Here is a 20,941-nt window from a genome sequence, read left to right as displayed (position 1 = left end):
ATTCCAGAAGTGGACGTGAGCATCCACCATCGGCATATCAGTCACGTCTGTCTCCTCTCCGTCTCGGGACGACCCGTCTCAGATTGGATGCCAGCTCCTCATCCGGCATCCGCAGTCGTCGCCGCGATTTATCGCGATTTATTCAGCGGCGGCCGCATAGGGGACGTTGCGCCCGCCATAGCGACGGACACGAACGTTTGCCTGCTCGGCATGGCCGGCGAACCCTTCAAGTATGCAAAGGCGCGAACAGTATTCGCCGATCATTGCCGAGGCCTCATCGGTCAGGACGCGTTGATAGGTAACGGTCTTCAGGAACTTGCCGACCCAAAGGCCGCCGGTGTAACGGGCGGCTCCCGCCGTCGGCAGCGTGTGGTTGGTTCCAATCACCTTGTCGCCATAGGCGACATTGGTTCGCGGCCCGAGAAACAGCGCCCCGTAGTTCGTCATCCGCTCGAGGAAGATATCGGGATCGCGTGTCATGACCTGCACATGTTCCGATGCGATGCGGTTTGCTTCACCGACCATTTCGTCCTCTGTCGAACACAGGATCACCTGGCCATAATCCTCCCATGCGCGACGGGCGACGACGGCAGTCGGCAGGATATTCAGCAGCCTTTCGACCTCTGCGATCGTGGCTTTGGCGAGGGCCTCTGAATTGGTCAGCAAGACTGCCGGTGAGTTGGGACCATGCTCGGCTTGGCCGAGGAGATCGGTCGCGCATAGCTCGGCGTCGACGCTGTCATCGGCAATGACCAGGGTTTCCGTCGGACCGGCGAAGAGATCGATGCCGACCTGCCCATAGAGCTGGCGCTTGGCTTCCGCCACAAAGGCGTTGCCTGGACCGACCAGCATGGCAACGGACTGGATGCTTTGTGTGCCCAGTGCCATGGCGGCTACGGCCTGCACACCGCCGAGACAATAGATTTCATCCGCGCCTGCCAGGTGCTGGGCCGCAACGATCGCCGCGGCAGGGCGCCCCTCGTAAGGCGGCGCAGCCGTGAAGATGCGCGGCACGCCGGCAACCTTGGCCGTAATGACCGACATATGGGCCGAAGCCAGCAATGGATATTTTCCGCCTGGCACATAGCAGCCGACGGACTGAACGGGGATGTTCTTGTGCCCAAGAACAACGCCCGGCAGGGTTTCGATCTCGATATCGCGCAACGCTTCGCGCTGATGCTGCGCGAAGTTGCGAACCTGTTCCTGCGCGAAGCGGATGTCGCTCAGGTTCTGTTCGGACAGTTCCGCAAGGCAGGCGCGTATTTCCGCATCGGTCAGGCGAAAATCCTTGCGGTCCCATTTGTCGAAGCGGATCGAAAGCTCGCGCACCGCAACATCGCCACGCGCACGGACATCTGCGATGATGCCCTCTACAGTGGCTCTGACGGTGGCCTGATCGGCTGCCACGGCGCTCGGGTCGCGCCCCTCTTTGAGTTTGCGGATCACTTGGTCGCCCCTTCCGTCGTCCTGCCTTCTAAGTAGCTGTCGAGATCGAGCGCCAGTTTGATGATGCTCGAATAGTCCTCGCCGGCATGTCCATTCTGGCAATGGATGGCGAAGAGCTCTGTTGCCAGATTTCCCATCGCTGCCAGGACTTTCGAGCTGTTCGCCAGTTCCTTGGCGAGCCGCATGTCCTTCAACTGGAAATCCGAGCGGAAACCGCCGGCAAAACCGTTGGCAGAGGGCACATTCTCCATCAGGCCCGGGAATGGGTGATAGCGCTCGAGCGCGTAGTTGTTGCCCGAGGAGTTGCGCATCACATCGCTGAGGATTGCTGGGTCGAGACCATTGGCGACACCGAGTGCCAGCGCCTCGACAGTTCCCGCCATGCATATTCCGGACAGAATGTTGTTGCAGAGCTTCGCCGTGTGGCCCGCTCCCGAAGCCCCGACATGATAGATGCGCTGTCCCATTGCTTCCAGCAGAGGGCGGGCATGCTCGACATCCGTGGCCTCGCCGCCGACCATGAAAGTCAAAGTGCCGGAATGGGCGCGCGGCGTCCCGCCTGAAACCGGTGCATCGATCATGCGCCGGCCGGCGGCGCGGGCGGCAGCGGCGATTTCCACGGTGACGGTCGATGAAATCGTGCTGCTATCCATCAAGAGCGCACCCTTGCGGGATGCCGCGATGACACCCGACGCTCCAAGATAGACGTCGCGGACATTGTCTCCGGTCGGAAGCATGGTGATAACCACATCGGCCGATGAAGCCGCCTCGGCGGCGGAGGTGGCACGTTTCACGCCCTGCTTCTCAGCCGCGTCCTGTGCGGCCGAAGACGGGTCGAAGCCAATGACTGGAAAGCCAGCTTGGACCAGATTGCGGGTCATTGGTTGACCCATATTGCCAAGTCCAAGGAAAGCGACGGTTTTCACTTGAGCATTCTCCCGGTCAGGCAGCCGACGTGTTGACGATGACGGTCTTCGACCAGGTGAAATGCTGGACCATGCTTGCCAGCGAGAGCTCACGTCCCATGCCGCTCATTTTCGTCCCCCCATATTCGATGTTGGCTTCCGCGACGGCAAACTGGTTGACCTGCACGAAGCCGGCGTCGATGCGCGACACGAAGTCGAACGCCGCCGGGAGGTTTTCCGTGAAAATCGTTGCCGCGAGGCCGTAAGGCGTGTCGTTGGCTTCCTGCAGCACGGTCTCGAAATCGGTAAAGCGTGAGACAGTCGCGACCGGCCCGAAGATCTCGTCACGGCAAACGGGTGAGCTTGCGGGAACGCCCTCGATCAGCGTCGTCGAGTAGTAATAACCCTTGTCCAGACCTTCGGGACGCTGGCCGCCGCAAAGGATACGGGCGCCCGGCGTCTGCCGCGCCATTTCGATATAGCGTTCGACACGATCGAACTGCTTGCGCGATACGATACAGCCCACCTGTGTCGCTTCATCCAGCGGGTTTCCAACCCGAAAAGACGGAATGCCGGCCAGGACGCGCTCGATCACCGCATCATAGATGGCGTCGTGGATATAGATCCGCGTACCGGCGGAACACGACTGGCCCTGACGCTGAAGCCGAAGCCCCTGCAGAATGCCACGCGCCGCGCGATCGACATTGGCATCAGCCAGGACGATGTTCGGATTCTTGCCACCGAGTTCGGCTGTGACTGGTATGATCTTGTCGGCGGCGTAGTGCATGATCAAGGCGCCGACGGCGCTCGATCCGGTGAAGCTGATCTTGCGTACAGCCGGATGTTGGCAAAGCAGGCGACCTGCTTCCTCGCCGAGCCCGGTGATTGCGTTCGCGACGCCGGGTGGCAGAACCGCCTGCAGCAGTTCGAACACCCGAAGCACTGCCAAGGGTGCTTGCTCGGCCGGCTTTAGCACGACGGTGTTGCCCGCGGCGAGTGCCGGGGCGATCTTGCTGGCAAGCTGCATCAGCGGTGCATTCCACGGAATGATCGCGCCAACGACTCCAAGCGCCTCGCGTCGCGTATAGAGCAGCCGGCCAGGATCGGGCGGATAGGTCTGGCCGTTGATCTCGCCGGCCAGGCCACCGAAATAACGCAGGATGTCGACCATGGTGCCGGCTTCATTGCGCGATTGGGTTGGAAGTGCGTTGCCAGTCTCCAGCGACGAGAGCCGGGCAATGTCTTCACGGAAGCCGTCGAGATGATCGGCTGCCCGCATGAGCAGGGCGCCGCGCTCTCTCGCCGGCGTTGCCGGCCAAGACCGGAACGCAAGGGAAGCCGCATCCACCGCAGAATTGACATCCTCTATGCCGCAGCGTGGCGCAGAGCCGATGATCTCTTCGGTGGCGGGGTTCTCGATATCGAATTGCGCGGTTGTGAGCGCTTTTCTCAAGCCGCCGCCGCAGACGATCTGGCCCGAAAGTCGTCTCGCTTCCGTGGTTTGCGCGCCGATGCGCGCTTCAAGAGAGTCTGTTGCAAAGGCTTTCATATGAGATGGCTTCTGTCGTTTTTGATTGAGCATACGTATGCACTCTGTTAGACATTTGAAATGAGTTTGTCAAACAGGAGTGAGAAATGTCTGTGACAACAATCGGCCTCGTCGCGGGAGACCCATCCGGTGTCGGTCCGGAACTTTGCGCCAAATTGGTCAATGCAAAGGGGCGCCAGAGTGACCTTCGCGTTGCCGTCTTTTGTGGGAAAGGGAGCTTTCGCGACGGAATGCGAATCGCTGGACTCGATGCTGAAATCCCGGTCGTCGATGGCGTCTCATCAATTCCGGAGCGTGGCGGCGTGGCGCTGATTTCAGGTCTGGATCGAGGCGGCCACAAACCCGGTGTGGCGAGCGCGGAGGGCGGAACTGCCACGCTCGCGGCGCTGGAGAGTGCAGCAGACGCGGCCGGGGCAGGGCAGCTCGATGCGATTGTCTATGGTCCGCTCAACAAACAGGCGATGTGGCTGGCCGGTCACAAGGCGATCGACGAACTGCATTTTTTCTCAAATCGCCTCGGGGTTACTGGCTTCTGCTGCGAAATGAATAACCAGGGGGCTCTCTGGACGGCCCGCGTAACCTCGCATATCCCGCTTCGCGCCGTGGCCGACAACATCTCCGTGGAGTCCATCATTGCGGCCACGGTGGCCGGCGCCAGGGCGGTCGAATCATCAAGCGGCAAACGTGCGAGAATAGCCGTTGCCGGCCTTAACCCGCATTTGGGAGAAGGCGGCGCAATGGGCACTGAGGAGATCGAGATTATCCTCCCCGCTGTCGAAAGGCTAAAGGAGCTTGGATACGATGTCGCCGGCCTCTATCCGGCCGATACCGTCTTTCTGCGTGTGGGGCCGGAGAAGCTCGACTTGATCATCACCATGTTCCACGATCAGGGCCAGATCGCGCTGAAGACACTCGGTTTCACCAACACCTCGACCGTTCTTGGCGGATTGCCGCTGCCAATCGTTACCGCCTCGCAAGGAACAGCCTACGACATTGTTGGCCAAAATCGCGCCGACCCCGCCGGGCTGACAGCAGCGTTTGATCTCGCGCATCGTCTTGCTATTGCTGCGCGCAAGGCAGCATAACAGGCGCAAAAGCTGATTTGCGCAAAGGATCCAATGCATGAGACGGTCAACTTCGGTGGATGTCGCGCGGGAGGCTGGCGTATCGCAATCGACGGTGTCTCGCGCGCTCGCCGGCGACGGGAGGATTTCAGAGGAGACAAAGAAAAAGATTCGCAAGACGGCGGAGCGCTTGGGCTATACGCCAAATGGGATCGCGCGAAGCCTGCAGACGAAGAAGACGAATATGGTTGGCCTGATCATGGCCGATATCCTCAATCCGTTCTACCCGGCCGTCCTGGAAATCTACACCCAGAAGCTCAACGCCATGGGCAAGCAGCTCCTGTTGCTTTCCGTGCCCAAGGGTTTCGAAGTCGATGACGTGCTGCCATCGATGCTTCAGTACGAGATCGACGGTTTGATCGTCACGTCAGCTGTGTTGTCGTCGCGAATGCGCGACATCCTGCACAACAGGAACACTCGGGTGGTTTTGTTCAACCGCTCCGTCGACGACTTTTCGATCAATTCAGTGTGCTGCGAGAACAGGTCGGCTTCTATGGAAGTTGCCGCCCTTCTTGTTGCCGCAGGGCATAGGCGTATAGCCCTTATAGGGGGCCGCCCTGATACGTCGACCCACCGCGAACGTAGCGCCGGCTTTCAGGATGAATTGCGCCGCCATGGAGTCCAAATCATTGGCGAGCAATTCGGCGAAAACACCTATGGCGGGGGTTACAGGGCAGCGATCAATCTGCTGTCCGGCCCGACTCCCCCGGACGCCATCTTCTGTATCGCCGATGTCATGGCGCTTGGCGCGCTGGATGCCGCGCGCTTCGGGCTTGGGCTGAAAGTTCCGCGCGATGTTTCCATCGTGGGCTTCGATGACATTCCCTCGGCCGCCTGGCCGGCATACGACCTCACCACCTTCCGCCAGCCGATCGAGGCGATGGTGGGGCGGTCCCTGTCCCTGCTGTTTGATCCGGCAGACTTTCCACCAGCGGCTATTCGCATACCCGGCGAACTGATCATTCGCGGCTCTACCAACATTGGTCCTGCAACCGCCTGAGCTGATCAACGCCAGATACTAATTTAGCAAATACATATGCATACGTATTCTCAATTTGAGGAAATGGAGAGTGATTTATGGAGGAAAATCAAGTCGCGCCAAATTTCAGGCTGGACGGAAAACGGGCGCTTGTTACCGGAGCCGGGCGGGGGCTGGGACTGGCCGCCGCTCATGCGCTCGCCCACTTTGGTGCCGAGGTCGTTCTGGCCGCCCGCACATTGAGCGAGGTGGAGGCTGCCGCGGCCAATATCACTCGCGCGGGCGGACAAGCCGAAGCCATCGCTCTCGATATCCGGGACGTTTCGGCAGTGAGTGAAGCTGTTTCACACAGGCCGGCTTTTCACGTGCTGGTCAATAATGCCGGGATGAACCGCACCAACCCATTCCTTGACGTAACGCGGGCCGATTTCGACGACATCATCGGGCTCAACCTGCGCGCTTCCTTCTTTGTAGCGCAGATCGTCGCGCGGCGCATGGTCGAGCAAGGCGTGGGCGGAAGCATCATAAATATGTCGTCGCAGATGGGCCATGTCGGCGCCGCGACGCGCAGCGTCTACTGCGCCCAATTAGAGGCGCAGTAGACGCTGAGACTCTAAATGGGCGATGGAGGGGATGACCAAGGCTACGGCAATAGATCTGGCTCCATACAAGATCCGTGTCAACACCGTCTGCCCGACGTTTGTCGAAACGCCGCTCGCTCAGAATTTTCTCAAGAATGAGGCCTTCAGGGCGGAGGTGCTGTCCAAGATAAAGCTTGGCCGCATCGGTCATGTCGACGACATAACCGGGGCGGTTGTCTTCCTGGCGTCCGATGCATCCTCTCTCATGACGGGATCGTCCATGATCATCGACGGCGGTTGGACTGCGGACTAAGAACCTGCTGGAGGGTCGCATGATCTGGATGCCGGACAGGCGAACCCCGGAATGAGAGCGCGATTTCAGGAACGGCGCTCGTAAGCCTTCGTGCCCGAGGTTTGGCGGGCGGTGTTCTGATCGGATCGGCGGCGAGCCGGGCGCGCCATCAGCGTCGCGAAAAGCCGTCGAGCATCACTGCGAAGATGATGATGGCGCCTTTCAGGATCGCCTGTTGGGCGGGTCCGACGCCAGTGATGCTCAACCCATTGTCGACGACGCCGATGATCAGCGTACCGAGCAGCACGCCGACGATGCTGCCCTTGCCGCCCGACAGGCTGACGCCGCCGATGGCAACCGCGGCGATCGTCGATAGTTCGAGGCCGGTCGTCTGCGCCATCGTGGCGCTCATGTAGCGCGACATGCTGATTACGGCGCCGATCGCATAGAAGCTGCCGGCAATGGCGAACACGATGATGCGCACGCGCACCACGCGCACGCCGCTGATGAAGGCCGATCGGGAATTGCCCCCAACGGCGTAGATTTCGGCCCCGAAAGCGGTCCGGTGCAGGACGAAATAGCTGAGCGCCACGATCGCGAAGAACAGGATGACCGGGTTGGGCACGTAGAGCAGGCTGCCCTGGCCGATGAAGGCAATGCTCGAGGGGATGCTGTCGACGAAGCCACTGCCGGTCACCTGATAGGCGAGCCCGACGCCGATTTGCCAGACGCCAAGCGTCACGATCAGGGATGGCAACCGCACCCGTGCCACGAGGAAACCGTTGGCGGTGCCGAACGCGACGCCAACGAAGAGCATCACCGGGATGGCGAGAAGCGGAGAGATCGCGATGCCGAGAAGGCTGAATTGCGGGTTGGTGGTGACGAGGCTGCCGCCGACCATCAGCGTCACCGCCACGATGCCGCTCACCGAGAGATCGAGGCCTACCGTGAGCACCACGAACGCCTGCCCGCAGGCGGCAATGCCTCGGATGGACGACTGGATCAGCACGTTCGCGAGGTTTTCGGTGCCGATTGTGGCGCCGCGCGTGACGATTGCGAACCCCGCGATCAAGGCGGCGAGGATGAGCAGGCGCACGAAGTCGTCGCTGGTCAGTACGCCGAAGCCAAAGCCTCGGCGGCCCGGCCCGGCATCCGCTTCCCGAAGTTGGTCGACGATCACTCTGGTTGCCTCCGCAATTGCATGTCAGGCCGTGATGCGGGTTGGCCGCTCGCGGCGGCGGAAGAATTCGATCGACACCGCCAGGATGATGACCGCACCTTTGACCGTGTTCTGGACGTCGGTGCTGGCGCCCATGGCGCCGAGGCCGCTGTCGATGACGGCGAGGATCAGTGTCCCTAACAACACGCCGAGCACGGTGCCGCGGCCGCCATAGATGCTGACGCCGCCGATCGCGACAGCGGCGATGCTGTCGAGCTGCAGCCCGCTCAGCGTCCTGATCGAGACCGACATCATCCGCGATTCGATCGACAGGGCGGCGAGTGCGACCATCAGTCCCGAGATCACGAAGACGAGGAACTGCACGCGCCGGACCTTGATGCCGGAGAGATACGCGCTGGCGGAATTGCCGCCGACGGCATAGATGGCTCGGCCGAAGGACGTGTGGCTGAGCACGAAATGCGCCAGCGCGAAGAGCAGGAGCATCTCAATGACCGGCACGGGCACGCCCCGGATCGAGCCCTGTCCCAGCATGCTAAGGCTCGAAGGCAGATCGGTGATCGTGTAGCCGCCGCCGACGAGTTGGGCGAGACCCAGGCCGATCTGCCACATGCCGAGCGTCGCGATCAGCGCGGGCACGCGCAGCCGCGCGACCAGCAGGCCGTTGACGGCGCCCATCACGATGCCGACGAGCAGGATAATGGCGATACCGACGGGAACTGGCCAAGGATCGCCGCCGACCATGTTGAGGTCGAAGCGGCTGGTCAGCGTGGAAGCGCCAAGTACGCTTGCGAAGACGCCGATGCCGTAGAGCGACACGTCGATGCCTCCCGTCAGGATGACAAAGGTCTGGCCGATAGCGGCTATGCCGATGATGGAACTCTGCAGCAGGATGTTGGACAGCCCGCGCGCACTGTAGGTAACGCCTCCGGTTAAGAGGCCGAACACGACGATCAGCGCCACGAGTATGAGCGCGCGCAGCACGTTGTCGTTGCGCAGGAAGCTCTTCATCCGTGCGCCTCCGGCACGCCAGCGATATCGGCGCCCTTGTCGCCGCGCACGAGCACCATTTCGAGCAAGTCGCGCTCGCTGACCCGATCGGGCGCGACTTCGCGTGTGATCCGGCCCTGCGCCATGATCAGGATGCGGTCCGACGCCACCATGATCTCGCGCATGTCGGATGACAGCAGCAAAACGCCGACGCCCCGCTCCCGCGCCTGGCGGCGGATGACGTCGTAGATCTCCTGGCGGGCGCCGACGTCGATACCCCGGGTCGGCTCGTCGAGAATGAAGAGCTTCGAACCGGCGGCGATCCACTTGCCGATGACCACCTTCTGCTGGTTGCCGCCGCTGAGCAGTCGCACGAGCTTGCCCGGTTCGCGCGGCCGCAGCCCCACATCGTCCATCACTCGGGCCACCAGGCCGCGCACCCGGCGGCCGACGAGCACGCCCGCAGTCGTCACTCGGCTCAGTGCCGGCAGCACCATGTTGAAGCCGACCGAGTGCTCCTGGACGATGCCTTCGGCCTGGCGATCCTCGCTGACGAAGCCGATGCCGAGCCGGCGCGCCTTGCTCGGCGTCATCGTGGCGACGTTCACCGCCACGCCATCGAAGTGAAGGCTGCCCTTGACACGGGTTCCGTCCGGCAGCGCACCGACGATGGCGCGCGCGAGTTCGCTCTTGCCCGCGCCGATCACGCCGGCGATGCCGACGATGGTGCCCTTCGCGATGGTCAGGTCGATTCCTTCGAACAGGCCGTCGGCGGAAAATCCGGAGAGTTCGAGGAGCCTGCCGGCGCCCGGTCCGGCCGCCTGCCGCAACGTTGATGTGCTGTCAACCGGCTTGCCGGTCATGCGCTCGACCAGCGTCGCCATGTCGATTTCGGCGATGCCGCAGCTCTTGACGACGGCGCCGTCGCGCAGGATCGTCACCCGGTCGGCGAGCGCGAAGACTTCTTCGAGTTTGTGCGAGATGTAGACGATGGCGACGCCGCGCTGCTTGAGCACCCTGACGAGGCCATAGAGATTGTCGATCTCGACGCGCGACAAGGCGGAGGACGGCTCATCCATGATGAAGACGGCCGGATCGTAGGAGAGGGCGCGCGCGATCTCCACTTCCTGCTGGTCGGCCACCTTCAGGTCGCCGACCGTGGCATCGGGCGACACTCTGCTGCCGAGCCGCTGCAGGATCTGCGCGGCCTCGCGGCGCGCCTTGGGCCAGTCGACCTTGCCCCAGCGGGCGGGCAGGCGGCCGAGAAGGATATTCTCGGTGACGCTCAGATACTGGACCAGGCCGAACTCCTGATAGACCATCGAGACGCCGTTGCGCTGCGCCTCGGATGGATTGGAAAACTGGGCCTGCTTGCTGCGCACCGTGTATTCGCCGCTGTCGGGCCGCAGCACGCCCATGAGGATCTTCATCAATGAGCTTTTGCCGGCGCCGTTCTCGCCGAGAAGGGCGTGGACCTCGCCGGCGCGCAATTCGAGCGCCACGTCCCTCAGAATCTTGATGCTCCCGAAGGACTTGGTGATGCCCACCATGCTCAGGACGATGTCACCCACGCGTGTCTCACCTGTTCCCTGGATACCGCCCGGCGTCTGTCGCGCGGTGGGATTGCAGCCACCCGCGCGACGAACGGATGCGCCTCAATAGCCGAGGAGGCTCTTGCGGTCGGCGAGCGTCGGGACGGGGAGGCCGATCTCCTTGGTGTCGAGGACTGGCCAGTAGTTCCACTTGCCGAGCGGCATGTCGGTGAAGGCGACGGTTCCGCCCCACATATGCGCTGCATCCGTGTCGATCGTCGCACCCGTCAGGAGCGGCATCGGCAGCAATACTCGGCGCGGCAGCTTGACCGTTCCGGAATTGGCATCGCCGTCGCCCAACGGCTGCTTGAGCACGGTGTGCCAGAGGAACTGCTTCACGACGACATCGATCTGGTGCCACGGGTTGTTCGACACCGTGAAGTCGAAGGTGCCGTCGCGCAAAGGTGCCAGCATCGCCTTGTCGATATCCTGGAGGATGACGACGACGTGGTTCGGATCGCCGGCGGGCGCCAGACGGTCGACGGAGCGCAGGCCCTCTGTGATGGCGCCGGCATCGCCGAACTGGGGATAGATGGCCTTGATGTCGGGATAGCGGGCAAAGGCATCCTGGATAGCCTTGATCACCGACTCCGGCTGGCCGGACGTGTCGACCGATTCGACGATCTCGACAGCGGGATCTCCCGCCAGCCCCAGACCGACGCCGTGGTGACGGGCCTGGCAGATCGGCAGGGCGCGTGCGCCCCAGATCTCCAGCACGCGATAAGGCTTCTCGGCGGTAGCGCCCGCCGTTTTGGCGAGTTCGGAGAATTTCACGCCGATCTGGCCGTTGCCTTCCATCGTGTCGGCATCATAGCCGGCAAAGCCGGTGAGCTTGTCGGTGTTGGCCGGAAGCACCCAGTTGTAGACGTCGATCCCGGATGCGATGGCCTTGTCGATGGTGGTGGCCATGGAGGTCGGGTCGATGGGATGCAGCACGATCGCGTCGTAGGCGTGCGTGGCGATGGCGTCTTCCATCAGGCGCGTCTGCGTCGGCACGTCGAATTCGGCCGAGCTCGTGGTGAAGGTCGCGCCGGCTTCCTCGAGCTGGGTCTGCAGGAGATGCTGCGCGATGACCTGGTAGTCGTCGCCCATCCACACCGGCAAATAGAGCACCTTGTAGGGCGACCCGTCCTGCTTGACGGCGATCCCCTTGTAAGGCTGCCACTGGACACGGCTCGGATCTATGAGACCCTTGATCTTGCCCCAGTCGGCCTCGGGTATGAAGTCCGGTCGCGCGGCTTCCTGGGCCGTCGCGGCAAATGCCAGGGACAGCGAGAATAAAGCTGCCGCTATATATTTCTTCATTGAATTCCTCCTCCAAACTCTTCCTGCCATTCGCGAATGCGGTACCTGGGGTACCGGCATTGCCTCCCTGCTGCGAAAGAAGACCTCCAATTCGTTTGCTGAAGCTATTCGGTGATAGGGGTGATGAACTATAGAAGCATGCAGCCGAACAAATATTGCCTGGAAGCACTGTCCTAAGGCAAATCCCCAACCGAAGTCCTAGCCGCCCCGGCAAGAGGGCTCAAATCGTTGTTCACCATGTCGGCATCGCGAACGGCGAGGAAACGGTGATATTCAGGTGGAGGGATGGCCGCGCTTTGTCGTCACCACGCCCTGCCTTCGCAATCGGGCCAGTGTTCTTCGACAAGCTCAGGATGAGGTAGGAAGCGGGCGAGCCTAGACCGACCGAGAAGGAGAATGCCGGCGCCATTGGCGCGACCGCCACCGTCAGGTGTCGAGCTTGGTGGCCATGTCCTCGATGTCGTCGGCGATGACATCCCAATCCGCCTCGGCGGCAAGGTCGATCGCTTGGTTGGGGCCGAATTCGGTGGGACGCAGGAAGAAGCCGGTCATCAAACCGTACTTGCGCGCGTTGGCGAGGTCGCCATTGTGCGCCGACGCCAGCATGACCTCGCCCGGTTCGAGATTGAGCAGCCGGGCGCTGCCCAGGTAGGTGTCGGGATGCGGCTTGAAGCGTGAGAACATGTCGGAGCCGAAGACCACGTCCCACGGCAGGTTCGCGCCCTTGGCCATGTCGACCAGCAGGCGCACGTTGCCGTTCGAAAGCGAGCCGACGATGTATTTGGTCTTCAGCCGCGTCAGGCCCGCCACGGCATCCGGCCAGGCCTTGAGGCGATGCCAGCCGAGGTTGATGTCGCGCAGGTCGTCCTCTCTGAAGCCGGTGACGCCAACATCGCGCATGGCCTCGTCGAGCAGTTCGCGATGCAGGTCGTCGAGGAGGCCGTAGTCCCGCGTGCCCGCGGTTACTTCATCGAGCATCCGGTGATAGCCGTGGCGCCATGCGTCGGCGACGGCGGCCCAGTCGCCGTTGACGCCGCGCTTGCCACCGAGTTCCTTCATTTCGGCGACCAGGCTGCCGCGCCAGTCCACCACGGATCCGAATGTGTCGAAGACGATGGCTACGGGTTTCTTGCTGGACATGGCGGTCTTCTCTTCGAATTTGGAAAAAGGGGAGCACCGGCGGGTTTCGCGGTGCGTGCTATGAGGCGCATCGTATCGAGGGTCTTCCTCCCATCGAAACTAACGGAGAGCCCGGCGAAGGAAAGTATCCGTTGGGCACCCCCCACCTCGCGGAACGTGGCGGCAGCCTGCGTCGCGCCGCGGAAGGCGATCGCCGCGCGACGACTGCGTTCAGGCGAAGGCGATCTGTACCTTGATGGCCCGGCTCTTGTCGCCTGCCAGCAGGAAGGCGTCATTGGCATCAGTGACCGGCATGGTCGCGCTGTGCAGCGGCGCCACGTCGATCCGGCCCGAACCAATGAGCTTGGCGGCGAGCGAAAACTCGCCGGCGAAGCGGAAGCTGCCGCGCAGCACCAGTTCCTTGCCGACGATGGTCGAGATCGGCAGTTCGGGGACGGCGCCCTGGCCGACGGGCACGATGGTGCTGCGCGGCTGTGTCGCGCGCAGTGCCCCGGCGATGGTCAGCGACTAGCCGGCGACCTCGAAGACGACGTCGAATAGCCCTTGTTGGACTCATAGCCGGCCAGCGCATCCGGCCCGACCGCCCGACGTTGACCGTATGGTCGGCGCCGAGCGAAGGGGCGAGGGCGAGCGGCTTGTCGAGGATGTCGGTGACCACCACTTCGCGCGCGCCAGTCGCGCCGAAAGCAGGAGGAGGAGGCCGATCGCGGCGTCGACGCCGGCAGCCATGGCGACGGCGTTGGCGGCGTCGCAGACGATGTAGTCGGCAAACCCGCCCTGCACGAGCGGCGTGCGCATGGCGCTGCCGAGGAAGCGCATGTCGGAACAGTGGATCGGCTGGCCGCTGCAGCAGAAGCCGCAATGGCCGCAGGGCGACGACGGACTGACGGCGACCATAGCGCCCAACTGCACGCCCACGACACCGGCGCCGAGCGCCGCGACATGCCCGGAAATCTCGTGATCGAGGATCATCGGCTCGCGCACTCGGACCGGCCCGAAGCCGCCATGGTTCTAACAATGCAGGTCGGAGCCGCAGATGCCGCCATTGGCGATCCGCACCAGCACCTGTTAGGGGCCAGGTTCGGGCCTGGCCCTTTCCTCGACGCGCAGGTCTTCTCTCGGCATGCAGAACCACGGCGCGCATCATGTTCAAATCCTCGTATCCCGCAGCATCTGCCGTCGCCGCTTCAGTACAAGGCGCACGCCATGTTCAATGGCTGATCTGGCTGAGGAACGCCTTGCTGCGGGCTTCCCTCGGATTGTCGAAGAAGGTGCCCGGCTCGCCCATCTCGACGATCTCGCCCTGGTCCATGAAGATGACGCGGTCGGCGACCTGGCGGGCGAAGCCCATCTCGTGGGTGACGCAGAGCATGGTCATGCCTTCGTTGGCCAGTTCGATCATGGTGTCGAGGACTTCCTTGACCATCTCCGGGTCGAGCGAGGAGGTCGGCTCGTCGAACAGCATGATCCTGGGATTCATGCAGAGCGCGCGCGCGATCGCCACGCGCTGCTGCTGGCCGCCCGAAAGCTGGGCGGGATATTTGTGGGCCTGTTCGGGAATGCGCACGCGGGCGAGGTATTTGCGCGCGGTCTCCTCCGCCTTCGCCTTGGCGATGCCGGAAACCTTCATGGGCGCTAGCGTGCAGTTTTCGAGCACCGTCATGTGCGGGAACAGGTTGAACTGCTGGAACACCATGCCGACGTTGCGGCGCACCGCCTCGACGTTCTTCGGCCCCGCGGTGAGTTCGATGCCGTCGACGACGATCTTGCCGCTGCGGACCTGCTCGAGCTGGTTGATGCAGCGGATGAGCGTCGACTTGCCCGAGCCGGACGGGCCGCAAAGGACGATTCGCTCGCCTGTGCGGACCGTCAGGTTGACGGCCTTCAGCGCATGGAAAGCGCCGTAGTATTTCTCGACGTTTTCCATGCTCACCGCGAGCGAGACGGTTGCGTTCGCCTGTTCTGAACTCACGTGGACATCTCCCTGCGGCCGGCCGTGCCTGAACCTACTTCTCGGCGTTTTCGATGAAGTCCGGCAACGGCGCCTTCATCCATTGCTCGTGCAGCTTGCCCAGGCTTCCGTCCTTCTTCTTCCCGTTCAGGAAGTCGTTGACGGCGGCAAGCAGCTCGGGCGAGTCCTTGCGCACGACGATACCCTGCGCCTGCTGGCGCAGCAGGAACTTCTTGGTGAAGCGGTCCGGCGCCGTCTTTTCGATCTGGCCGATCGCGATGTCGGCAACGCCGAGCAGCGGCACCTGGCCGGAGATCAGTGCCTGCGCGGAGGAGGCGTCGTCGTCGTAGCGCTGGACGTTGGTGTCGGCCGCGGCGATTGCCGTCACGGCGGTATCCTGCGTGGTGCCGCGGGTGACGCCGATCGTCTGGCCCGCGAGGCCCGCCTTGTCGGTGATGGCGATATCCTTGTCGCCATAGACGAACTGCTCGAGACCGGCATAGGGCACCGAGAAGTTGACAACCTTGAGGCGTTCCTCGGTGATGCCGAGCGTGGCAAACAGCACGTCGGCCTGGCCCGACAGCAGGTACTGGATGCGGTTGGCCGAGGTCACCGGCAGGATGGTCAGCTTGACGCCGATGCTGTCGGCGAACTCCTTGGCGAGATCGGGATCGTAGCCGACGGCCTGGCCGTTGGAATCGAGCAGGCCGAAGGGTGGGTAATCGACCAGCGAGCCGACGGTGATCGTGCCTTTGTCCTTGATTTCCTTCAAGGTCAGGGCTGAAGCCGGCATCACGGTGACGGCCGCCGCGACCGCGACGCTCGCGACGAACGTCAGAGCATTTTTCCAGAGTGTCATCAGGTGTATCCTCCCTTTCAAAAAATGGATCCCCGACATCGAGGGTCCGGACAATTCGAGACGTCAGCGTGTCGCCAGAGCGGCGTAATGCCCTTCCATGCGCCGGGCGTAGACCGAAAGCGGCCAGCACAGGCAGAAGTAGATGATGGTCACCAGCCCGTAGACCTTGAGCGGCGAGTAGGTCGCGTTGTTCATGATCTGCGCGGCGCGCATCAGCTCGACGAAGCCGATGATCGAGGCGAGCGACGTGCCCTTGATCAGCTGGACGAGGAAGCCGACGGTCGGCGCCACGGCGATGCGCGCGGCCTGCGGCAGGATCACCGATTTCATCCGATCGAAATAGGACAGGCCAAGCGCCCAGCTCGCCTCGCTCTGGCCTTCCGGCACCGCCTGGATGCAGCCGCGCCAGATCTCGCCGAGAAAGGCGGCGGCGTGCACGGTAAGCGCCAGTGCGGCCGCCACCCAGGGGCTGACGCCGAAGCCGATGATCTGCAGGCCGAAATAGGTGAGGAAGAGCTGCATCAAGAGCGGCGTGCCCTGGAACAGGCGAATGAAGCCGAGCGCCGGCAGGCAGAGCAGCCGGTATTTCGACACCCGCGCCAGCGCCACCACGAGTCCGCCGACGGCGCCGCCGGCAAAGGCGGCGGCCGAAAGCGCGATGGTCCACTGGACAGCCAGAACGATGAACCAGAATTCCTGTATGCCGAAGGGGCGGATCATGACCTCGCTCCTACCGGCTTAAGGGATAGTTAAAGGCGAGGCGCTGGATCAGGCGGAACAGGCCGGAGAAGCCGAGCGACATGACGAGGTACATGCCGGTGATGACAAGATAGACCTCGAAGGCGGTGAAGGTTCGCTGCTGGATGTCGTTGCCGGCGGCGGCCAGGTCCGTCGCCGAGATCACCGAGACGACGCTGGTCGACAGCATCAGGTAGACGAACTGGCTGGTCAGCGCCGGGTAGATGGTACGCACCGCCTGCTTCAGGATGATGTAGCGGAAGATCTGCAGGCGGTTGAGCCCGAGCGCGACGCCGGCCTCGACCTGGCCCTTGGCGATGGATTCGATGCCGGCCCGGATGATCTCGGTGGCGAAGGCGCCGACATTGACCACCAGCGCCACGATGGCGGCGGTGTTCGGCGTCATGCGGATGCCGAATTCCGGCAGCGCGAAATAAATGAAGTAGATCTGCGCCAGGAAGGGTGTGTTACGGACGAGCTCGATATAGGCGTCGATCAGCCAGCGCAGCGGGGGCGGCCCGCCGGTCTTGGCAAAGGCCAGCACGACGCCGACGATCAGGCCGAGAATCATGGCAACGAACGAGAGCTGGATGGTGATCCACGCGCCCGTTAGAAGATGGTCCATGTTCGCGAACACGGGCGCGAATAGGAGCTGATACTGCATGACCTCCCTAACTTCCGGCTGCTCCAGAAATGCCTGCCCGCCACGCTCCGATCCGCCGACCGCGCGCGCCTTCCCTATCGGGGAAGCTTAAGCCGGCGGCGCGATGCAGGGATATTATCGGTTCGGTTCCCCCCACCTCGCCAAATGTGTTGGCTGGCGCCGCCCGCGCGGCGGTTCAATCCAGCCGGTAGACGCGCCGCGCGGTGCCGGCAAACAGCCCGCGTTTCACGCCGTCGGATGCGCCGGAAACGATGCGCTTGAAGGCGTTCCAAAGGGCGGCATAGCCGATGCCCATCCGGTCGACCGGGAAGTTGCTCTCGAACATGGCGCGGTCGGCTCCGAAGAGTTCGATGCAGGTCTCGATGTAGGGACCCCACATGGAGGCGAGCTCGGCCGAGGTCGGCGGCGCGGGCCGGGTGTTGTAGTCGTAGGCGGCAAGCCGCATCATCATGCCGCCGAGCTTGATCGAGACGTTCGGGCACGTGGCGAGTTCGGCCATCGACGCTTTCCAGGCGGCGAAGACCTCGTCCTTGCGGCCGGCATAGGGGCCGTAGCCGAGCGGGCAGCCGCAATGGCCCATGACGATGCAGGCCTCGGGAAAGGCGCGCGCGAGGTCGGTGACGTCGGCGAGCTGGGGATGGTAGAGCCAGGCGTCAAAGGACAGGCCCATGGCGACGAGCCGGGCAAATCCGGCGCGAAAATCCGGCTGCCCGTAAAGCCCGGGCGCGATGCCCGGAAAGCTGTTGCCGATGATCGGGTCGGCGTCCCAGCCGCCTGAGTGGCGGATGCCTCGGAAACGACCGCCGCCGGCCCGTACATGCGCCTCCAGGACCGGCGCGACGCCGTCGCCGAGCATCAGGTCGGCGAAGCCGACGATGCCGGCCGCAACGCGGATCGGCCCGTAGATGCCATTGTCGCACATGGCGGCGATGCCGGCGGCGACCTCGGTCTCACCGACGGGCTGCATCTCCTTCGGGCCGAAGGCGCGATCCCATTCGTAAGCGTTCATGTGAACGGTGGCGACGACCGTGTGGCCGCTGTTGGCATCGGCGAGGAACTCGTCGAGCATGTAGCGGTGGCCGCTGGTGGTGCGAAGGTCCCAGAGATGATGATGGGTGTCGATGATCTCCAATTCGGGGTCGAGAATGACCTCCGGCTCTGCCGTCGCCAGCCAGGCTTCGTCCGGCGGGAAAATACGGCCGTATCGGGTGGGCAGTCTGGACGAACGCATCGGTATTCCCTGTCTCATTTGTCGGTGGACCGCGAAGCCGGCTGCCTCACGGAGCGGGCACGAGCCGGCAACGCAATGCCGATCCCGTGCCGGTGACGGCGAGTTCGCACGGCGCCGCGACGTCGAACGGTTGCGTCAGCGTGCCGGTGAAGACCGCGCCGCCACGCCTCAGGACCTGTCCCCGTTCGCGCAGATGCGCGATCAGGTGGCCGAGCACCGCGAGCGTATCGGGCAGATCGTCGCCGCGCAGGCCGCGGGCGCGCAAATGGCCGTCGACCGTGACGCCGGCATGTGCGGCGATGTCGCCGATCGCGTCAAGATCGACGGTTTGGCCCAGGACCACCGCATGCGACACGCAATTGTCGGCGATCGTGGCCGGCACGCCGATGCTCTGGCGGTCGGGAAGGCGCGAGGAGACGATTTCGAAGCCGATATGCGCGGATTCGATCAGGTCTGGGGTGACGACGGGTCCCGCATCGCACGCCAGCACGAGCGCGATCTCCAGTTCGATAGTGACGCTGGCATCGCGGGGCACGATGACGTCTTCGCCACTGACGTGGCGGCGCGGCGCCAGGATGCGCCCGAAGATCGGACGGGAGAGACCGGCGCCGCGATAGAAGTTGCGCCCGGCGAGGCCGATCTTCCAGCCGACTACCGCATGGCCGAGGAGTGCGATCAGCCGGTCCTGGACATCGTAGCCTTCGGCGAGGCTGCGCGGCCGTACGTCGGCGCGCAATCCGGCCGGCTGCGCACCGGCGCGCCATGCGTTCGCCAGTCCCTCTGCCGCGCGGTCGGGATCGAAGCTGTCGCTCATGGCGTCAACGGCCCGTCATCAGGCGAAGAAGACGCCGCCATTGACGTTGACGATCTCGCCGCAGAAATTGCTCGCCCCCTTCGTGCACAGGAAGGCGATCGGCCAAGCGATCTCCTCGGCGGTGGCCATGCGTCCGAGCGGAAAGTTTTCGCGCGGAAAGTCGATGTTGGCGCTGAACGGCGTCACGACCGGTCCGGGGGCGACGCCGTTGACCAGGACGCCGCCCGACGCAGCCTTGCGGGCAAGCAGGCGGACTAGCGCGTGCAACCCGCCCTTCGAGGTGACGTAATCGGGCGGCGTCGTCGTCAGCGTGCCGCCGTGCCAGCCGGCGAGCGAGCCGACGAGGATCAACCGGCCGCCGCCGTTCCCGACCATGTGGGCGATGCTGGCGTGACCGAGTTCGATCGGTAGCCGGACGTTGACCGCCATGGTCCGGGCGAATCGGGCTTCCCAGTTCGGGTCCTGGTCCCATGGAATCTGCGCCGGAACGATGCCCGCGCAATGGACGACCGCGCGGACCGGCCCGGAGGCGAAGAGCGGGGCTATGGCGCCGGGCGCCAGGAGGTCGCCCTGGAAGGTTTCGGGAACGACGTTGTGGGCGGTGAGATCGGCACAGGTTGCGTCGAGGCTCGAGACATCGGCGAGCAGCAGGTCGGCGCCGAGGCTGGCGAGAGCGCTTGCCGTCGCCCGGCCGATCCCGCTCGCCGCGCCGGTGACGACAATGCGCTGGCCGCTGAGGTCGAGTGCTTCGGGAAGAGATAGTGCCATGAATTCCACCCTGAAGCTGCGTTCAGACCCTGGCGCGCGGCGCCAGTCGCTCGATGATCGCCCGGGCGATCGCGCCCGTGCCGTCGCTGCCGCCAATGTCATAGGGACGAACCGAGCCGGCGGCAAACGCCGCGTCGACGGCGGCCTCGATCTCGTCGGATGCTTCCAGGCAGGCCTCGCTGCCATGGCGGGTGCCGAGCCAGTCGAGCATCATGGCGGTCGACAGGATCATCGCGACCGGATTGGCGATGCCCTGGCCGGCAATGTCGGGCGCGGTGCCATGGCAAGGCTGGAACAAAGCGTGATCGTCGCCGATATCGGCCGACGGCGCGAAGCCCATGCCGCCGACGAGTCCGGCCCCCAGGTCCGACAGGATATCGCCGAACATGTTCTCGGTGACCATCACGTCGAAATCCCACGGCCGGCGGATGAGGTCGAGCGCGGTCGCGTCGATCGAATGCTGGGCCGCCGTGACGTCGGGATGCTGCGAGGCGACCTCGAAGAAGATCTTGCGCATGAAGGCGAACGACCGGAACACGTTTGACTTGTCGATGAGCGTCACCGTGCCCTTGCGCTTGCGCCGCCGGGCGCGTCGCTCGGCGAGCTTGAAGGAGAAGTGCGACACCCGCTCCGTGACGTCGCGCGTGATCCGCATCGTGTCGGTGGCGACCTTGTCGTCGGTCACGATGCCCTTGCCGCGCGAGGCAAACAGCCCCTCGGTCGATTCTCGCACCAGCGCGAAATCGATCTCGGAAGCGCGCGGCGAAGCCAGCGCCAGCGGCACGCCGGGAATGGCCCGGATCGGGCGCAGGCCCGCGTAGAGCTTCATGCGAAAG

The 20,941-nt window shown here is 63.7% G+C and carries 22 protein-coding genes; 4 read left to right on the top strand and 18 right to left on the bottom strand.

What is annotated here, in order from left to right:
* Positions 1-138 precede the first annotated feature (138 nt).
* From hisD to EN906_RS02660, 3 genes are read right to left on the bottom strand one after another with little or no spacing between them, the layout of a single operon-like run.
* Entirely contained in the window at positions 139-1,446 is a 1,308-nt protein-coding gene (hisD, locus tag EN906_RS02670; protein ID WP_024505473.1) for a histidinol dehydrogenase, read from the bottom strand.
* Positions 1,443-2,372: a 3-hydroxyisobutyrate dehydrogenase gene (mmsB, locus tag EN906_RS02665; protein ID WP_127269663.1), complete on the bottom strand. Its 930-nt coding sequence runs from the start codon at positions 2,370-2,372 to the stop codon at positions 1,443-1,445. Before mmsB ends, hisD begins: the two co-directional genes overlap by 4 nt.
* Positions 2,373-2,388: 16 nt before the next feature.
* Positions 2,389-3,900 carry an aldehyde dehydrogenase family protein gene (locus EN906_RS02660; RefSeq protein WP_127375058.1) on the bottom strand — a complete coding sequence of 504 codons (1,512 nt, stop codon included), beginning with the start codon at positions 3,898-3,900 and terminating at the stop codon, positions 2,389-2,391.
* Between the two features lie 86 nt (positions 3,901-3,986).
* On the opposite strand from EN906_RS02660, the gene EN906_RS02655 reads away from it, so the two are divergent.
* The 4 genes from EN906_RS02655 (at position 3,987) to EN906_RS38920 (ending at position 6,897) form a co-directional block, all read left to right on the top strand.
* Complete coding sequence (locus EN906_RS02655) at positions 3,987-4,985, top strand: 4-hydroxythreonine-4-phosphate dehydrogenase PdxA (RefSeq protein ID WP_127269667.1); 999 nt, start codon at positions 3,987-3,989, stop codon at positions 4,983-4,985.
* Between the two features lie 37 nt (positions 4,986-5,022).
* A complete protein-coding gene (locus tag EN906_RS02650; protein WP_024505477.1) occupies positions 5,023-6,024 on the top strand; it encodes a LacI family DNA-binding transcriptional regulator in 1,002 nt (333 codons plus the stop codon).
* A gap of 77 nt (positions 6,025-6,101) precedes the next feature.
* Entirely contained in the window at positions 6,102-6,605 is a 504-nt protein-coding gene (locus EN906_RS38925) for an SDR family NAD(P)-dependent oxidoreductase (RefSeq protein WP_348629272.1), read from the top strand.
* Between the two features lie 31 nt (positions 6,606-6,636).
* A complete protein-coding gene (locus EN906_RS38920; protein ID WP_348629271.1) occupies positions 6,637-6,897 on the top strand; it encodes an SDR family oxidoreductase in 261 nt (86 codons plus the stop codon).
* Between the two features lie 148 nt (positions 6,898-7,045).
* On the opposite strand, the gene EN906_RS02640 is transcribed toward EN906_RS38920, so the two are convergent.
* The 15 genes from EN906_RS02640 to EN906_RS02575 all read right to left on the bottom strand — a co-directional run.
* Positions 7,046-8,056 carry an ABC transporter permease gene (locus EN906_RS02640; RefSeq protein ID WP_164777091.1) on the bottom strand — a complete coding sequence of 337 codons (1,011 nt, stop codon included), beginning with the start codon at positions 8,054-8,056 and terminating at the stop codon, positions 7,046-7,048.
* A 24-nt stretch (positions 8,057-8,080) separates the two neighbouring features.
* The gene (locus EN906_RS02635) at positions 8,081-9,064 is read right to left on the bottom strand and encodes an ABC transporter permease (protein WP_127269673.1); all 984 of its coding nucleotides are present in this window, start codon (positions 9,062-9,064) and stop codon (positions 8,081-8,083) included.
* On the bottom strand, positions 9,061-10,614 hold the full coding sequence (locus EN906_RS02630; RefSeq protein ID WP_127269675.1) for a sugar ABC transporter ATP-binding protein: 1,554 nt from the start codon (positions 10,612-10,614) through the stop codon (positions 9,061-9,063). Before EN906_RS02630 ends, EN906_RS02635 begins: the two co-directional genes overlap by 4 nt.
* An 84-nt stretch (positions 10,615-10,698) precedes the next feature.
* Positions 10,699-11,940: a sugar ABC transporter substrate-binding protein gene (locus tag EN906_RS02625; protein WP_024504867.1), complete on the bottom strand. Its 1,242-nt coding sequence runs from the start codon at positions 11,938-11,940 to the stop codon at positions 10,699-10,701.
* Positions 11,941-12,366: 426 nt separating this feature from the next.
* The gene (locus EN906_RS02620) at positions 12,367-13,080 is read right to left on the bottom strand and encodes an HAD-IA family hydrolase (protein WP_127268070.1); all 714 of its coding nucleotides are present in this window, start codon (positions 13,078-13,080) and stop codon (positions 12,367-12,369) included.
* A gap of 210 nt (positions 13,081-13,290) precedes the next feature.
* Complete coding sequence (locus EN906_RS38915) at positions 13,291-13,536, bottom strand: hypothetical protein (RefSeq protein ID WP_306244472.1); 246 nt, start codon at positions 13,534-13,536, stop codon at positions 13,291-13,293.
* A 96-nt stretch (positions 13,537-13,632) separates the two neighbouring features.
* Positions 13,633-14,052: an alcohol dehydrogenase catalytic domain-containing protein gene (locus EN906_RS38910; RefSeq protein WP_127301625.1), complete on the bottom strand. Its 420-nt coding sequence runs from the start codon at positions 14,050-14,052 to the stop codon at positions 13,633-13,635.
* Between the two features lie 238 nt (positions 14,053-14,290).
* Positions 14,291-15,007, bottom strand: coding sequence for an amino acid ABC transporter ATP-binding protein (locus EN906_RS02610; protein ID WP_127268075.1), 717 nt, complete (start codon positions 15,005-15,007; stop codon positions 14,291-14,293).
* 79 nt (positions 15,008-15,086) lie between these two features.
* Positions 15,087-15,890 (bottom strand): transporter substrate-binding domain-containing protein, encoded by an 804-nt coding sequence (locus EN906_RS02605; RefSeq protein WP_127268071.1) that lies wholly within the window; start codon positions 15,888-15,890, stop codon positions 15,087-15,089.
* A gap of 63 nt (positions 15,891-15,953) precedes the next feature.
* Positions 15,954-16,610, bottom strand: a complete 657-nt coding sequence (locus EN906_RS02600) for an amino acid ABC transporter permease (protein WP_127268072.1) — start codon at positions 16,608-16,610, stop codon at positions 15,954-15,956.
* Positions 16,611-16,620: 10 nt separating this feature from the next.
* Complete coding sequence (locus tag EN906_RS02595) at positions 16,621-17,292, bottom strand: amino acid ABC transporter permease (protein WP_024504874.1); 672 nt, start codon at positions 17,290-17,292, stop codon at positions 16,621-16,623.
* Between the two features lie 175 nt (positions 17,293-17,467).
* Positions 17,468-18,523 carry an amidohydrolase family protein gene (locus EN906_RS02590; protein WP_127268073.1) on the bottom strand — a complete coding sequence of 352 codons (1,056 nt, stop codon included), beginning with the start codon at positions 18,521-18,523 and terminating at the stop codon, positions 17,468-17,470.
* Positions 18,524-18,569: 46 nt separating this feature from the next.
* Complete coding sequence (locus EN906_RS02585) at positions 18,570-19,337, bottom strand: hydratase (protein WP_127268074.1); 768 nt, start codon at positions 19,335-19,337, stop codon at positions 18,570-18,572.
* 18 nt (positions 19,338-19,355) lie between these two features.
* The gene (locus tag EN906_RS02580; protein WP_127387153.1) at positions 19,356-20,105 is read right to left on the bottom strand and encodes an SDR family oxidoreductase; all 750 of its coding nucleotides are present in this window, start codon (positions 20,103-20,105) and stop codon (positions 19,356-19,358) included.
* A gap of 22 nt (positions 20,106-20,127) precedes the next feature.
* The coding region (locus EN906_RS02575) for an isocitrate/isopropylmalate family dehydrogenase (protein WP_245484156.1) at positions 20,128-20,941 on the bottom strand (814 nt) is incomplete at its 5' end.

Source organism: Mesorhizobium sp. M7A.F.Ca.CA.004.06.1.1 (assembly GCF_003999135.1).
Lineage (GTDB): Bacteria > Pseudomonadota > Alphaproteobacteria > Rhizobiales > Rhizobiaceae > Mesorhizobium.
Note: the sequence above shows the minus strand (reverse complement) of the source record. Positions and strands in the feature narration are given on the sequence as shown.

Coding starts and splice junctions, on each gene's coding strand:
- EN906_RS02595 (WP_024504874.1), bottom strand. CDS start 17,292: ATGCAGTATCAGCTCCTATTCGCGCCCGTGTTCGCGAACATGGACCAT.
- EN906_RS02635 (WP_127269673.1), bottom strand. CDS start 9,064: ATGAAGAGCTTCCTGCGCAACGACAACGTGCTGCGCGCGCTCATACTC.
- EN906_RS38925 (WP_348629272.1), top strand. CDS start 6,102: ATGGAGGAAAATCAAGTCGCGCCAAATTTCAGGCTGGACGGAAAACGG.
- EN906_RS02580 (WP_127387153.1), bottom strand. CDS start 20,105: ATGGCACTATCTCTTCCCGAAGCACTCGACCTCAGCGGCCAGCGCATT.
- EN906_RS02590 (WP_127268073.1), bottom strand. CDS start 18,523: ATGCGTTCGTCCAGACTGCCCACCCGATACGGCCGTATTTTCCCGCCG.
- EN906_RS38920 (WP_348629271.1), top strand. CDS start 6,637: ATGACCAAGGCTACGGCAATAGATCTGGCTCCATACAAGATCCGTGTC.
- EN906_RS02620 (WP_127268070.1), bottom strand. CDS start 13,080: ATGTCCAGCAAGAAACCCGTAGCCATCGTCTTCGACACATTCGGATCC.
- EN906_RS02605 (WP_127268071.1), bottom strand. CDS start 15,890: ATGACACTCTGGAAAAATGCTCTGACGTTCGTCGCGAGCGTCGCGGTC.
- EN906_RS02655 (WP_127269667.1), top strand. CDS start 3,987: ATGTCTGTGACAACAATCGGCCTCGTCGCGGGAGACCCATCCGGTGTC.
- EN906_RS02625 (WP_024504867.1), bottom strand. CDS start 11,940: ATGAAGAAATATATAGCGGCAGCTTTATTCTCGCTGTCCCTGGCATTT.
- EN906_RS02650 (WP_024505477.1), top strand. CDS start 5,023: ATGAGACGGTCAACTTCGGTGGATGTCGCGCGGGAGGCTGGCGTATCG.
- EN906_RS02660 (WP_127375058.1), bottom strand. CDS start 3,900: ATGAAAGCCTTTGCAACAGACTCTCTTGAAGCGCGCATCGGCGCGCAA.
- EN906_RS02600 (WP_127268072.1), bottom strand. CDS start 16,610: ATGATCCGCCCCTTCGGCATACAGGAATTCTGGTTCATCGTTCTGGCT.
- EN906_RS02585 (WP_127268074.1), bottom strand. CDS start 19,337: ATGAGCGACAGCTTCGATCCCGACCGCGCGGCAGAGGGACTGGCGAAC.
- EN906_RS38910 (WP_127301625.1), bottom strand. CDS start 14,052: ATGATCCTCGATCACGAGATTTCCGGGCATGTCGCGGCGCTCGGCGCC.
- EN906_RS02610 (WP_127268075.1), bottom strand. CDS start 15,007: ATGGAAAACGTCGAGAAATACTACGGCGCTTTCCATGCGCTGAAGGCC.